Annotated in this window: 4 protein-coding genes and 1 pseudogene; all 5 read right to left on the minus strand. The window is 48.9% G+C overall.

From position 1 onward, the window contains the following. Positions 1–93 (minus strand): annotated as a pseudogene (locus OO184_RS18725) (IS982 family transposase); the annotation flags it as partial. Positions 94–183: 90 nt separating this feature from the next. Beyond that, positions 184–603: an SMI1/KNR4 family protein gene (locus OO184_RS18730; protein ID WP_265380478.1), complete on the minus strand. Its 420-nt coding sequence runs from the start codon at positions 601–603 to the stop codon at positions 184–186. An 8-nt stretch (positions 604–611) separates the two neighbouring features. Next, positions 612–14315, minus strand: a complete 13704-nt coding sequence (locus OO184_RS25475) for a hemagglutinin repeat-containing protein (protein ID WP_265380479.1) — start codon at positions 14313–14315, stop codon at positions 612–614. Then, positions 14261–14710 carry a toxin-activating lysine-acyltransferase gene (locus tag OO184_RS18740; protein WP_265380480.1) on the minus strand — a complete coding sequence of 150 codons (450 nt, stop codon included), beginning with the start codon at positions 14708–14710 and terminating at the stop codon, positions 14261–14263. The genes OO184_RS25475 and OO184_RS18740 overlap by 55 nt, the downstream gene beginning before the upstream one ends. A 9-nt stretch (positions 14711–14719) precedes the next feature. Then, on the minus strand, positions 14720–16411 hold the full coding sequence (locus OO184_RS18745; RefSeq protein WP_265380486.1) for a ShlB/FhaC/HecB family hemolysin secretion/activation protein: 1692 nt from the start codon (positions 16409–16411) through the stop codon (positions 14720–14722). Between the last annotated feature and the right edge of the window lie 158 nt (positions 16412–16569).

A 16569-nucleotide genomic window follows, 5' to 3' on the forward strand; every position in this document is an offset into this window, starting at 1 on the left:
GTATCCGTTATCAAGACAAAACTGAGTCCACTGAGGGATGAAAGAACGGCAAAAATCATCGACATCGCAAAAAATTTCCACTAACTTATCCATAGCCTGTTCCTCCCCGGAGCTGTTTTCGGCGTTCACCAAAACTTTGCTCCCGGAACAGGCTTCTCGTCAATTTCTTATCCAGAACTCAGGTTAATTACCTTCTATCCATACTTGCTTTATCCAGCTAGCAAGATCAGGCCAACTTTCCTCATTATAACCATCAAGCGTCCAATACTTAATTTTTCCATCATAATCAATACAATAATAACTGCCATTATCTTCACAGATCGGGAGCAAATTTTCAGGTAGCCCTTGCTCTCTTGCATCGCTTAACGCTTGTGACAGTTCTCCATAATATTTTTTATCACGGGTAACAGATAACAAATCTATAGTTCCGTAGAATATATTACTTATTTTTTTTAAAACCTCTTTATAATCATTTGAAAATTTGAAACCAATTTCTTTTTCATACTGAGAAATTAATTCATCATCTGGCAAATCAACATCGTTTCTTTGACCATCTGATAAGAGTTCGATTTCTTCAATAACATCATTAAGTTTAGTATTCATACGTAACCCTATTTAAAATCGTTAGCTCGTTGTTTCCAATAATCAGAACGCCACTTATTAAACTCCGAGCGGTTAATACCTGAGGGGATACTGTTATCATTTATATGTATGACCTTATGATTATCCTTGTGAAAACTCTGCGTTACCTCAGCTATAGGTCCATCCTGCTTTTGTAACATATGATGTAAATTGACAGGTTTTCCATCATTACCGATAGGTGCTCTACCAGCTTTCATAAGTTCTACGTTTGTCTTACCTGATTTAGGATCAATACGGCTTGGATCAAACAAGTCATTTCGTTGATAAACCTTATTTCCCTTAAAGGGAACTGGCTCAGCCGACCAATATTTTCTGTCCTGGCCAAAGTATTTTGCGACATCTGTCTGTGTTGTTGTACTTGGTTTATTAGCCGTTTGGTTAGGCTGTACTTGAGTAGCTTCCGCCGGAACGCTTTTATCAACATTATTTTTTGACGATACAGATGATGGCTTCGCCTGCATTTTATCACTGGCTTTTGCCCCAATAATTCCCGTCGCGGTCTCCAGCAACATCAGGTTCCGCTGCTCTTCCTTCACATACTGCGCCGCATCCGCTTTAGATAATCCGGCGCTCTCCAGTTCTTTTTGCCTCAATTCCGTGTTGAAGAACCCGGAGAGTGGCCCGCCGCCGCCATTTAGCCAACTACTCTGCTCTGAACGACCTAGCTTATCATTGGCACGATAGCCCGATACCGCCAGTTCTTTACCCAGTTCATGGTTGATAAAGGCCAGTTCTTCACGGCTCAACTCGCCATTCAGCGCCATCTGTTTCAGGGTGTTGATGGTCGCATCACTGGCCTGCCGGTATTCCGTCCAGACCCCTTTACGGCAGCTGTCATCCTGACACGATGCCAGTTTACCGCGCATGTCCTCCACTGACGGCAGACCTTTATCCAGAATACGCTGGCTCAGTTCTTTGGCCTTGCCGCAGGCTGCCGGTGACAGCGTACTGCAATCCCCCAGATTTCGCGAGGCCAGCGCATTATTCTCCACTGCGTTTTTCGCCGTCTGCGCTCCATCAACTCCGCCCGCTGTCGAATCTGTCACCAGCCCTGCCGCTATCCCTCCTGCCAGCGTAGACAAATTACTGATTTTTTCCTTCTCATCCGCTGTCAATTCGCTCAATTTCTTATCCGGGTAAAGCGCTCCGGCGATAACTGAGGCCGCCAGCTCGCCACCCGCAGCCCCCACCGACCCTGCAATAGCTGAACCCCCTTTCAGCTCGGCTATCACCCCACCCAGAATCGCATGCGCCACCACGTTTGTCGCTTTTTCCTCCGGAGTTAATTGCTCATATGCCTTATCTCCGTAGGTCACCTTTTTCACCGCATTCGACAGATAAGGGGCCGCTCCGCTGGCTATCGCGGCCTTAATATCGCCACCCGCCAAACCTTGAAGAGCCGCAACTACCGCAGTTACCGCCTGACGACGGTTACCACCAATATCTGCTCCCTGCCCTTTAATGGCGCCGTCATAGGCTATCTTATACGCCCTGTCCGCAATGGTTTCCGCTGTAACAATACCGTTTTCCTGCTTTAACTGCGCCTCCGCTTGCTGTTTCAACGCCTGCTGCCTTTCCGGGTCTTTCAATGCTTCCGTGGCTTTTTTCATTGCAGTGATGGATTCCTGCGTATTATAGATATCCATCACCTGTGTGCCAATATTTGCAATAGCCTGCGCCTGGGCCAGACGCCGCTGCTCTTTTTCCTTGTCAAAAATCGGGGTCAGACTATTCGCCGCGTTTTCTGTATCACGGCTGAGGCCCGCTATATCCTGTTTCTGTTTATCCGTATCACGCACCGTAATTGTGCCGTCACTCACCGCAGCATGAGTGGTAGACGATTTACTGTCACTGTGGTTGGTGCCGGACAGCATATTCGATGACAGATTAGAAACCAGCTGGCTGCCAACCGCACCGCCTGTACTCATGCCAACACTTTGATGTTCGGTCTTGTATTCCGCCTTGTTCCGGATATCACTAAAGCCCAACGTCCCCGTCTCCAGACGGTTCCGGTCTTTGTCTGCCGTACTGCCAATGACTGCGCCATCAAGCTGGGTATGCTCACCTACACTGATATCAAACCCGCCTTTGCCCGCAAAAATACCCGTCTGTTCTTTCACCGATTCGAACTTGCTGTGCATCTTGTCACGGCTGACATTTACACTCGCCGAACCACTCATAGAGCCATAGGTGAAGCCGGCGCCAGCACTGACATTCTCCTGTTTGCTGTCGTAGTTATCCCTATCCTGCTCACTTTGCAAATTCAGGTGACGCCCCACATCCGCCGTGACTTTTTCGCCACTAACCTGCGCCCCTTTCAGCAACGTATCCTGACCAGATTTCAGGGTGACTTGATGACCGGCATCAATCTGGGTTTCGGTATGCGTCACACCATCCCCTTTTTCATGCCCTTTGCCCGCATTGACGCTGGCCGAGAATTTAACACCCGTTCCCCCCTGACCCACAGTCAGACCCACCCCAACGCTGCCGCCTTTGCTGCTGTTCTGACCACGGGTGGTCTGGGTATTTTCCGCAGACTCAAGAACTATATCCCGCTTCGCACCTAACTCAATATCACGTCCCGCTTTTAAGACGCTGCCTTGAACCTGAATATCGCCACTGTCCTGAGTCTGTTTATCACCCGTTGCTGTGATATGAATATCCCGTCCCGCATTCAGGCTGCTGCCCTGAGATTCGGTAGCGTCACGACGGGTTTCAGATTTTGCCGACTGGCTGCCATAAGAAAGCTGAATGCCAATCGTGTCATTCGGTTTTTCCGCTTTTCCGCCTGCCTGATTGATGGCATCGGCTTTAGCTGATTGAGCCTCACTGAGTTGCCAGGCTTGATAGCCTTGTGCTCCAGACAACACTGCTTGAGTGCCCTTCAACGCCTGCAACCGACTATCCTGAGTACCCTTCGCTTCATTGGCTGTCTGCACCGCCGTATTGATGGCGCTGCCCACTGTACCAGACAGCGCCAATGTCAGTCCCGACTGTTTATGCTCCGTTTTACTCAGTTCCGTATGACTGTTTTTGGCTGCCGTAATCGCAACATCCTTGCCCTGAATAACAATATCTTTTCCGGCGACCACATCACTGCCATGCAGCGTCACCTGATTTTTCGTTGTCAGGGTCACATGGCCTTCGCTGCTGCCTACCGTACTTCCTTTATGTCGCACATCATCATTGTCATTGGTCTGTTTAAACTTCGAGCTTCCTACCGTAAAGCCAATGCCGCCTGTTCCCATCAGGCCAGATTTTTTCTCTTCCTTACGCTCACTCTGATGATAGATTTCTTCCACCGTGGTGACGGCCAGATTGTTACCCGCATTCAACGCAACATCCTGGGTTCCCACGATGTTGCTGGCTTTTACCGTAATATCTTTACCTGCCAGAACGTTTACGCTATCGCCACTCAGGGTACTGCTCAATGCCTGCTTACGCTCAAACTGGAGCTGAGTTGTCGTCGTGGTTGACGACACCATGCTGTTGCTCCCTTTCACCTTATGGTATTCATCGTAGGTCTGCTGCTGCTCACCCGCCAGAAGATTGACGTCACGCCCCGCACTGACTTGCAACATTCGACCCGCCGTCACATCAACCGCTTTCGCGTAAACATCACGTCCAGCACTTACCTGAATTTGTCCGGCACTGTTGACTAACGTTCCCACATCACCGGACTGATCGCGGGTAATACGGTGGTTGCTACCGATGGCCGTATGCTCATAACGCGCCATTTTGACTGTATCAAACTGGATATCGCGCCCCGCAGTCAGCCGAATTTCGCTGTTTTTTCCCTGCGTTGCCAGTTGCGCCGCTGACAGATTAATGTCATTACCCGCCTGAAGGTGCAATTTACCATCGGGCCCCTGAACATAAATACCGGCCATGTTATCCACATAGGTAGAACTGAAACGACCACTTCCCGCCTGATTCTCACCAGAGCGGGTGGTACTGGCGATATCAATGTTGTTGCCCGCTTGAATATTCAGGAAATCTTTTGCGCTGATGGTACCGCCGCGCTGAACCATGTCGGTTCTCGCCTGTAAGGACAGATTATCCCCTTGCAGATGGCCGCCCTGTTGACGGATATTGTCAGCCAATACCTGAATATTCGACCCGATAATCCGCCCCTGATTGAGCAAATCGTCGGCCAGTTGCAAGTTAACTTGACTGCCGCTTAACAGTGCGCCGCTGCCATCCAGTTCGCCAGACTGGGCACGTACATAAACTTGTGGCGCCAGCACTGTTTGCTGACTACCATCGGGTAACGTCACCGTGGTATTAACCAGCCATATCATATCTTCGGTCAATCTAGCCATCTGCTCAGCACTGAGCGCGATACCGGGAACTAAATTGAACGTCTTCTGGGCACGTAAACCCGCGTTCATCAGCGCCTTAAACTGCTCTTCGTCATTCTGGTATCCCGGCAGATAACGTTTACCCGTCAGATTGACAATCTGCTCACGGATCAGGCGTTGCTCATAAAAGCCATCCCCTAACCGCTTGTGTACGTGATTGCGATCACTCAGCATCGCCCGCTGCATGTAATCCGTACCCAGCCATTTTTTTAGCTGAGTAAACTGCGGATCGGTTTCAATCAGCACATAGTTATCAGGGAACGGCGGTTGTTTAAGCAGATTATTCCCCTGCGCAGGAAGCTGTTTAAATAGGCTGTTATCTTGCTCTGAAGGGTGTTTAAGGAGATCATTATCCTGCCCTAAAGGGCGTTTAAGGAGATCATTATCTCGTTCTGAAGGCTGCTTAAGGAGATCATCATCCCGCTCCGGAGTCTGCTTAAGGAGATCGCCATCCTGTATCGAAGTTTGCTTATATAAGCTGTTGTCCTGTGCTGAAGTGTGTTTTAACTGGCTGTTGTCCGCGGTTGAATGTTGTGTTAACAAGATATTTTCCGCCGGCAACTTCAGTTTAAACAGACTGTTATCCGGCAAGCGGTAATTAGGCACTTCTGTACGGATCACGATTGGTTTTTCACCCGTTACCGTAGGCTGTTGGCTAACGACCTCCAAACGCTGCCCCGGTTTCAGTCCCATCTCAGTGACTTTGACCTCACTGCTGACAAAACCGGCATCGATCTGGCCGTTGTTCACTTCTGTAATTTGTGTAGCAGTGCCTTGGAAAGTATCCGGACGTTGCCCCTTTAGCAATACATCGCCCTGCTGCGCCTGTACAGTACTGGGTTTCAGGGTAATCGCACGGATTTCCGTATTAGGTTCGTAGTGATCCCAACTGTAACCCTGTCTATCACGGCCTCTTTTCTTGACACGCCAGAAATACTCAATTCGACCTTTATCAGTAATATACTGTTCACCCTGCACTTCAAGGTTGTTGATTCGTCCGCCCGTCACTGTCAGCAAACCACCGGCTACCACCTGACTCTTATCATTGGTCAGCACGGAAGTATTAATGATCAGATTTTTCCCTGCCAGAATTTTCGCCGGATCGGTTTCTTTTACACGAGATTCTTTTATCATCCGGGTGTATTGGTAAATCTGAAAGTTATCCCGGCATCTCATATTATCAATACAGACATGATCAACTTCATCATTATCAATAGTGATTTTGTGATTTTTTACATTATAACGTGTCCCCCAAACTTGATACTCTTTGACCGGTTCCTGCGAGATTTGCTGAAATTCAGTTTCAAAATGGTCGTTAACGTTATTGATGTTAGCCATTGCCAGATGCATATCGCCTGCGGCTTCAATGCCAGCACTGTGGTTATTGATAACATGACCTTTACCATCGGCATATTGCTGGCTGTTAAGCCGCCCACCAATAGATAAGTCTCCATCACTGTAAATCAGGCTGTGGGTTTTGTTATTGAGTTCGTCGGCCCCAATGTCCAGTCGGTTGCGGGCCGCAATCACAGCGGATTTTCCGTCTTCTGCCAAATTATCGAGCTTGCTGACACCCAAGGCGATATGATCGCCATAAATGCGTCCCGTTCCCTGATTGCTCAAATGCTGCGCCTGCAAGTAAGTTTGAGCGCCATCCATGAGACCGCGATTACTTAACGCTTTTTGAACTCTCCATTGGTGATAATTACCAAGAATTTTTCCCGTTGCGGCGTTGATCAGAGTGTCAGCTCGGCCTTGCAGGGTTGCGGCACTGATCAGGCTCTGATTGATCAGATCCCCCTGAATGTCCAGTGTCAGCCCATTATTAGCAATTATTTCACCCGTATGGGTAAAACCACGTAGCAATGTCAGCGTGATATCACCCAGTGAACGTAACTTACCGTCTCCCGTGACAGACTCCCCTGAAATGGTCAGTTTTTGCCCTGCTTTAGCATCCCCGTTGGTGTTGATGAAGGTCAGTTTTTTCCCCTGAGCTATAAACTGCTGATTAGCTTGTAACTGCCCTTGGGTGTTATTGAGTTTTGATGCCAATTGCAGGCTCACATTTTCGGTTGCAGTCAGTTGCCCCCGGCTGTTATCCAGCGTGTCAGCAATGATATGGATATTCTTACCGCCGATACCTTTATCCGATTGTTGGGTATTGGCGTTGTAGATTTGTTGCGCAGTCAGACGAATATCGCCGCCACTGCGTACCAGACCGGCTATGTTATCAACATGCTCTTTCACCTTAGCATGCAGATGATTCAGTGCCAGGAGCTGCCCCTTTGCGTTCAGGAGTTTCTCTGCATCAATATGTAGCGTATCTTCACTCAGGATCTTGCCGCCTTTCTGGTTATCCAGTTGGTTGGCTGCCAGCTTGACGCCCGCTTTACCATGCAGCGTACCATTGTGGTTGATAATATCCCCGCTGCTGATACTCAGCCCATTTTGGCTGTCCAATACACCATTGATGTTATTCAGCCCCTTGCCTTGTATATCAACAGACAATGCCTGCACAGACTGAATACGTCCGGCCTGATTGTTCAGCGACTGACTGTGCAAATCTAAGGTGCTTTGTGCTACCAACACACCCTGCTGGTTATTCACTTCTACGGCTTTAATCTTGAGGCTATCAGCCGACACTATGGCGCCGCTATCATTATCCAACACGCCTGTTTCCAGCTCCAATGCCTGTTTGCTGGTCATGCCCTGTTGTGTTCCGCTATTACGGTTACTGAGTGACTGCGTTTTCAACGTCAGCTTGCCACCACTTTGCAGAAGGCCCTGATCGTTATTCAAACCCACCACCGTCAGGAGCGTGTTTTTACCCCCCAATATTTGTCCTTGCTGGTTGGCAACATCTTCTCCTGTCATAGAAAGGCTATCGTGACTTTCAATATGACCGAACTGGTTATTCAATATCCCGATATTCAGGCGCATCGCCCCTTGGCTGAACAGGCCCCCCTGTTTACCACTGTCGCGATTATCCAGTAAATTGCCATAGGTATTCACCGTCAAGTTCTGCCCGCTCTGTATCAGACCATGACGGTTCAGCAATTCGCCGCTATGGAGGGTCAGATTTTTTTCTGCCGCAATCAGTCCGCTGAAATTATTCAGGCGCTGTTGGGCAGTATCGAGCTCAATCTTTCCCGCACGGATCTGGCCTTTTTCATTGTCGATACCCTTGGTTTTCAAATGCAATTTTTGTTGCCCAACAACACGGCCAGACTGGTTTTCCAGCTTCTGTGCAGTCAGAACCATATCCCCTGATGAAGCTGAGATTTGCCCTTCCCGGTTATTGACGGCTGAAGCTGATATCGACATTCCCTTCGAGGCAAGCAGTTGACCAGCCTGGTTATTCAGACTTTTGTCCAGATTAACTTGAAGCTGCCCCTCCTCAGCGGCGATGATACTGCCCTGTGCGTTATTGAGTTCGTTGGCGCGGATATCTACCGTACCATTACCGGCTATCTTGCCCCCACGGTTATCCAGTGACTGCTGTATTTTGAGGGTCAACGCCTGTTTTCCCGTTTGGATCATTGAGCCCAATTGGTGAGAAAGTGACTGGATATGTACCGTAATCTCCCGGGCAGATATCTGGCTCTGATCCAGATGATAATCTCCCCCCTCCAGTTTTAGCTGACCGTCAGACAACAGGCGACTGTTATCGCTGTCAAACACGGTGGCATCAATGCCCAAAACCCCTTTCCCTGCATGAGCCAGCGTCCCGCTCCGGTTGGCAATAGTCTTGGCCTTAAGGATCAAATCCTGCCCGTTGGATGCGATGATGCCCTCGTTATTCTCAATACCTGTTTGATGGTTCAGTGTCAGCGATTGCTGCCCAGTCTGAGTAATGCGCCCCCAATTATTCAGCAGTTTTTGGCTACTGAGCGTCACTGTCTCCGCACTCAGTTCACCACGCTGATTATCGATCAGTGCTGGTGCAGATAAAGTCAATTTTTGGTTTGCACTGACTCTGGCATCCTGCAAATCTAACTGTGCCCCAGAAGTCAGTTTCAGGTTATCACCCACCGTCTGACTGCCCTTAAGAGACACGTTTTTTGCTTCCACGGATAAAGCATCGTGGGCCAGATTTTGACCGTTAAGTTGAACAGCTTCACGGGCTTTCACTGTCAGATTACCTGTCTGGATCAGTTTACCGTAACGATCAACCCCTGCGGCCAATACGCTGTTTGACTGGCTGTGTAACGAAGTACTTTGGCTATCAAGATGACGCCCGGCCAATATCCGTCCTTGATTATTTATATGATCACGGGTTTTTATCGTGACATCCTGACCTGCGGTAATTTCCCCTTGGTTAGTTAAATCCCCCTGATTGTGAAGAGTGACATCATCTGAGGCAGTGATAACACCGTTGTTAGTGAGTTTTCCATCACTGCGGATAGCCAGACTACCCACCTGAGTCAATAGACCTTGGCTGTCAACACCTGATGCTAGTACTCCCTTTTTCTGGCTGTCCAGTGAAGCACTGTGGATATCAAGGTGACGTCCAGCCAGCATCCGCCCTTGATTGCCAAGATGATCACGGGCTTTGACTGTGACGTCCTGACCGGCTGTGATATCCCCCTGGTTAATCAAATTACCTTGATTCTGGAGAGTGACATCAATTGAAGCACTCATTGAGCCACTATTGATTAGTATGCCGTCACTGTGAATGGTTAAATTGCCATCGCCATCAACCCCTGCCGCCAATACCCCCTCTTGCTGGCTATCTAATGAGGCGCTTTGCATATCAAGGTTGCGTCCTGCCAGTATTTTTCCTTGATTACTAAGATTATCGCGGGTTTTTATTACAATATCCTGACCCGCACTCACCGTACCCTGCTGGTTTAAATCCCCTTCATTCTGGATAGAAAGGTCATCTGAGGCCGTGATAACGCCCTTGTTAGTGAGTTTTCCGCCACTGTTGACTGTCAATTTGCCCGGCTGGGTCAGTTTGCCCTGACTGTCAACACCTGCCGCCAATACGCTATTTTGCTGACTGTCCAGTGAAATACTTTGGATTTCAAGGTGTCGTCCAGCCAACACTTTCACCTGATTATCAATGTAATCACGACTTTTAAGCACCATATCTCGGGTTTTCAGCAAAATATCGCGTCCGGCGGTCATTTCCCCCTGATGAATGAAATTACCTTGATTCTGGATTGTCATATCATCCGTAGCCGCTATCATACCGCTGTTGCTCAGCGCGCCGTCACTACGGATCATCAAATTACCCGACTGACTCAGTTTGCCTTGGCTATCAACACCTGCTGCCAATACCCCTTTTTCCTGACTCATCAATGAGGCACTCTGGATATCGAGATTCTGTCCGGCCAACATTTTTCCCTGATTGCTGAGATGGTCACGGGCTTTTATCACAATATTTTGACCTGATGTGATCTCCCCCTGGTTGGTTAAATTGCCTTGATTTTGGAGAGTCACATCAATCGAAGCGCTCATCGTGCCGCTATTGGTCAGTATGCCGTCACTGTGAATAGTCAGATTACCATCGCCATCAACCCCTGCCGCCAATACCCCTTCTTGCTGGCTATCTAATGAAGCGCTTTGGATGTTAAGGTTATTTCCGGCCAACATTTTCCCCTGATTGTTGAGATTATCACGGGCTTTTATCGTCATATGTTGACCTGCGCTCACCGTACCCTCTTGGGTTAAATCCCCCTCATTCCGAATAGCAATGTCATCCGAAGCCATAATGACACCACGGTTGGTAAGCTTACCGTCACTGTTAACCGTCAATTTACCCGATTGGGTCAGTTTACCCTGACTATCAATACCTGCCGCCAATACGCTATTTTGCTGACTATCCAATGAGGCGCTTTGGATATCGAGGTGACGCCCGGCCAGCATCTGTACCTGATTTTTGATATGATCACGGCTTTTAAGCACCATATCTCGGGTTTTCAGCAAAATATCACGCCCTGCGGTCATTTCCCCCTGATGAATAAAATTACCCTGATTCTTGAGAACCACATCATCCGCTGCCGCTATCATGCCGCTGTTACTCAGCGCACCATCACTACGGATTGTCAGATTACCCGTCTGATTCAATTTACCCTGGCTGTCAACACCCGCCGCCAGTACCCCTTTTTCCTGACTCGTCAACGAGGCACTCTGGATATCAAGATGCCGTCCAGCCAGTATTCTCCCCTGATTGCCGAGATGGTCATGGGCTTTTATCGCAATGCTTTGGCCTGACGTGATATCCCCCTGGTTGGTTAAATTGCCTTGACTCCAGAGAGTCATATCAACCGACGCACTCATCGTACCGCTGTTGGTGAGGGTACTGTCACTGTGAATGATCAGATTACCATCACCATTGACCCCCGCCGCCAATACACCATTTTTATCGCTGTCCAGCGAGGCACTGTGAATATCCAGGCTGCGTCCGGCCAACATACGGCCCCGATTGCTGAGATTATCGCGGGCTTTTATCGTCATATGCTGACCCGCACTCACCGTCCCCTCTTGGATTAAATCCCCCTCATTCTGGATGGCGATAACATCCGAGGCCGCGATAACACCTCCATTGATAAGTTTACCGTTGCTGTTAATCGTCAAATTGCCTGGCTGAGTTAATTTACCTTTATTGTCAACGCCTGCTGCCAATTCGCTATTTTTCTGGCTGTCCAGTGAGGCACTTTGAATATTGAGGTGATGCCCTGCCAGCATGCGACCCTGATTGCCGAGATGATCGCGGGTTTTGACTGTGATGTTCTGACCCGAAGTAATGTTCCCTTGATTGATCAGGTTACCCTGATTCTGGAGTGAAATATTACCTCCGGCGGTCATATCCCCCTGATGGGTGAAATTCCCCTGATTCTGGAGAGTCACATTATTCGTAGCCGCCATCATGCCGCTGTTGCTCAGCACACCGCTGCTGTGGATCGTCAGATTACCCGTCTGAGTCAGTTTTCCCTGACTGTCAATGCCCGCCGCTAAGACGCCCTTTTCCTGACTCGTCAATGCAGCGCTTTGGATATCAAGATGCCGTCCGGCCAGCACACGCCCTTGATTGGCAAGATGATCACCAGCTTCTACAGTAATGTCCTGGCCTGACGTGATATCCCCCCGATTGGTTAAATTGCCTTGATTCCGGAGAGTCACATCAACCGACGCGCTCATCGTACCGCTGTTGGTGAGGGTACTGTCACTGTGGATGATTAGATTGCCATCACCATCAACCCCCGCCGCCAATACGCCATTTTTATCGCTGTCCAGCGAGGCGCTGTGAATATCCAGGCTACGTCCGGCCAGCATACGGCCCCGATTGCTAAGATTATCACGGACTTTTATCGTCATCCCTTGGCCCGCCCTCACCGTCCCCTCTTGGATTAAATCCCCCTCATTCTGGATAGCGATAACATCCGAGGCCGCGATAACACCCCCATTGGTAAGTTTACCGTTGCTGTTAATCGTCAAATTACCCGGTTGGGTTAATTTACCTTTATTGTCTACACCTGCTGCCAATTCGCTATTTTTCTGGCTGTCCAGTGAGGCACTTTGGATATTCAGATGATGCCCGGCCAGTATACGCCCCTGATTGCCGAGATGATCGCGGGCTTTAACTGTAATGTTCTGGTCTGAGGTAATGTTCCCTTGATTGGTCAGGTTACCCTGATTCTGGAGTGAAATATTACCTCCGGCGGTCATATCGCCCTGATGGGTGAAATCCCCCTGATTCTGGAGAGTCACATTATTCGCAGCCGCCATCATGCCGCTGTTGCTCAATGCGCCGCTGCTGTGGATCGACAGATTACCCGTCTGAGTCAGTTTTCCCTGACTGTCAACGCCCGCCGCCAAGACGCCCTTTTCCTGACTCGTCAATGCGGCGCTTTGGATATCAAGATGCCGTCCAGCCAGTATACGTCCCTGATTATCGAGACTATCACGAACTTTAACTGTAATGTCCTGACCGGCCGTGATATCGCCATGATGAGTTAATGCCCCCTGATTCTGGAGAATAATATCAACAGAGGCTTTCATGGCACCGCTATTGATCAATTCACCGCCACTGCGGATCGTCAGATTACCGCGGCTATCAACTCCTGCCGCCAATACCCCCTTTTCCTGACTTTTCAATGCGGCGCTTTGGATATCAAGATGCCGACCGGCTAACATACGTCCCTGATTATCGAGTTGATCACGAGCTTTGACTGTAATGTCCCGCCCGGCCGTGATATCCCCCTGATTAGCTAACTCGCCCTGATGCTGAAGAGAGACATCCGCCGAAGCCGTGATCATCCCGCTATTGGTGAGTTGCCCTTCACTACTGAGTGTCAAGTTACCCGCCTGCGCACCCAGTTGTCCCGCATTGCGCACACCGACACCTTGTTCAGTACCAACCAGCTTAATCTTATTGGCATACATCCCGCCAATGGCAGCTACATCGAGACTGAATGCAGTTTTCTTTGTGTCACTGGCATGAACTTGATCCACGTTACCCTGCGCATCCACACGATTGTGACCTGTCGTCACAGTCAAATCCTGGGCATGCAGCTTGGCGTTAATATTAACGGCACGGGCAATCAGACGGGTATAATCGCTTTTGGCATCATTTAACCCCTTACCGTCAACAGTCAGGATACCCTCATCCACTTCAAAACCTTTTAAACGGCCATTTGCTAAAATAGCCTGACTTGCCGCCAGTGTCGTCTGTTTGGCATTGATAAAACCACAGCCACGACAGGTAATACCGGCAGGGTTAGCAATAATCACATTCGCACGTTTCCCTGCCACTTCAATAAAACCATTCAACTGGCTGGGATCACGGCTGTTAACCTCATTTAAAATAATCTTGGCTTCACCTTGTGCCAACCAAGGGTTAGCCGTAATCAATCCGCCCAAATCAGTTTTGGTATTTACACCACTGTTGTTGAGGATAGCGCCTCGCTGATCCACATCAAACTGGCTGTACTGGTTACGGGAAACGCCGTCACTGTTAGGTGTCTGAATATTAACCTGTGGTACGCCATTAGCTGAGGAAATGACGGTAGGTTGCTGCAAACTGGGCGCATTATTGTCTGCTACAATCCTCGCCTGCGCCGGTGTACTGACTAATCCCAATGCTAATGAAATCCCCAGCACTAACGGTAACAGTGAGGCTTTAGCCGCAGGCAATGGCCTCGAATTCATTCCATGACGCACCTGCCCTGACGTATAGCTGTGCGCAAGATCAGAAACCACCATCAACATCTGACGGGTTTTATTGAAAATCACTCGGTGACAAAGCTTATTCATCGTGAAGAACCTCTTTCGGGCAGCGCCAATATGAGGGGATGAACGTTCCACCAATGCGCCGCCTGTTCGCGGCTGACGCCTCTCCCTCGAAATCGGATAACCTGTACGCCTCGTTCACTCCCTTTGTGATATAAGGCGCGGTAACAGTGATAGGGAAAAATTTCGCTTTTCATTAAATTCGCCATCTCACGGCTATGACCAAATGGCGTTATCCAGTCCAGAAACCAGAGCCGATCACCGTTATACAATGGCAAATTTCTGTTATGTGCATACTGATCCGTCAGACAATGTAATTCCGTTTCTTCATCGAAAAATGCCCAGCTCAAGTAAAAAATTGGCTGGTCATTGCGGCTCACTAGCACATACTGTTGAGCTTTAAGTACGGGTAAAAGTAGCGTAGAGAGGGAAATCAGGGGCGCGCATACGTCATAATCGCCGATTAACATGAAACCTCCTCAATACTGCCAGTTCAGGCTAAAGCCCACATAAGCTGAATCGGTTTTGAAACCATCGGGTTTAGATAATGGCGTACCCACCGAAACGTCATAAGCCAGATTGGCAGGACGAATATTGCCTTTCAGGCCGATAACACCGCCCGCCAGCGTTCGACCAATAATCATGTCTGAACCATTCCCACCAACCCGGCCATAATCCGCCCCCAGATAAAGTTGCTGTTCTGGCAAAGGAGTCTGCCATGACAAGGTATTACGCAGCGTCCAGCCTTCATCAGCACTTAGCGTCCGCTCACCATCAAATCCACGTACTGTCCAGCGGTTGCCAATACTGAATTGATCTTGTGGCGTGAGTGGCGTGTTGCTCCACTGGCGTTGGTATTCAATGAGGTGCCAGAATTTTTCATTAGCCAAGGTAAAAGGGGTATTCAACGATGCCGAAAACTGGATGATTTCCGATTTTGCCGTGGCATAGTCCGGGGAAGATTTATCACGGCGCTCTTCGAAAGCAGGCAACGCCCCGAACCAACGAGTGCCTTTCTGATAACGCCCTCCCGCATCCAGTACAGCCGGGCCAATGTAGTGCCGATGAGCTAATCCCAGACTCCAACTGCTGGTACGGCGCTTCTGCGCATCAATTTCAGTCTGTTTGATAAAATTACGGGTCTGGCGAGCATTAACACCATAAGTTAATGTCGTTTTGGAACCGGCATTGCGATGCAATACACGACTCAACTGAGCATTGAGGTTTTGGCTACGGCCACGGTATTTCGCATCCTCATTGTGATGGGGGATGGTTTGCGCATAGGTGTACTTACTGCTTGTGACCGCAAACTGCCAGTAGCCGAATGGCACTGAGTAATGTGCTGTGTAATTGGTAGAATCTTTTTGGTTAGAGAAAACCAGATCGCGTGTCATTGTGATATATAACAGGTCACTCAGTGACGTCGGATTATCCAGCGCAAACATCAGCCCGCCCTGCGTGCGTCCTGTAGCTTTGGTTCCGCTGTTGTCTACCCAAGCGCCGATATGCCAGAAGCGGGACTGTTGGCGTTTAATGACAATATCGCTTTCGCCGGGTTGTTCGCCCGGGACAAGCTCCATTGATGCCTGCACATTGGGCAATCGTTGCAGATTCTCTAATCCCTGTTCAATATCCCGCAAATCCAACAAGCCACCTTCCCGAGCCGGTATAGCGGTATACAATGTCGCGTATTTGTCTGCATCATCAGCATAACGGATATGCCGCACCATTCCCGGCACTACATTCAGTTTCAGCTCACCCTGACTCAAATTTTGTTCGGGAGCCAATACCCGCGTTGTCACCCAACCATGATAAATCAGCCGGTTTTGCATATTACTCATCAACAGACTGATACCCTGTGTGCCCAAACATCGCCCATTAGCCAAATCAGCCAAACGTTGTAATGGCAGCCAATGGGGTAAAGTTTCCCGGCCGGATAGCCCGACTTTATGGATCACAAAACAGGGTGATTCTTTAGGAAATACTAGTCGTGAAACTGATGCCGTATCATCTGAAAGACGCACGGTTGGGGCCTTGGCCTCCAGACGCTGTTCCTGCGCCTGCTGTTGCTGTTTTTGATGAATAAAGGGTTGGTCATCGGCCTGTACGGGAGATATTGCGAATACAGCCCATCCAGCCAGCCCTGCGATCATTTTATTGGAAGTTACCATTATCATCGCTGAACCAATTATTATACTTAATTTTTATTTAATAATTCAGTGGGGAATTTGAGATAAAGTATTATGGTTGAAGTTGTTTTATTTTCAAGTTAATTGGCTGACCCTTAATCACAAAGGCAAACATTTAGACCATTTAACTATAAACATGC

Origin of the sequence: Photorhabdus aballayi (assembly GCF_026153155.1) — a bacterium.
GTDB classification, from domain to species: Bacteria; Pseudomonadota; Gammaproteobacteria; order Enterobacterales; family Enterobacteriaceae; genus Photorhabdus; species Photorhabdus luminescens.

Excerpts from the sequence above, each read along its gene's own strand:
- OO184_RS18740 (WP_265380480.1), bottom strand. The coding sequence starts at position 14,710 with ATGTTAATCGGCGATTATGACGTATGCGCGCCCCTGATTTCCCTCTCT.
- OO184_RS18730 (WP_265380478.1), bottom strand. The coding sequence starts at position 603 with ATGAATACTAAACTTAATGATGTTATTGAAGAAATCGAACTCTTATCA.
- OO184_RS18745 (WP_265380486.1), bottom strand. The coding sequence starts at position 16,411 with ATGGTAACTTCCAATAAAATGATCGCAGGGCTGGCTGGATGGGCTGTA.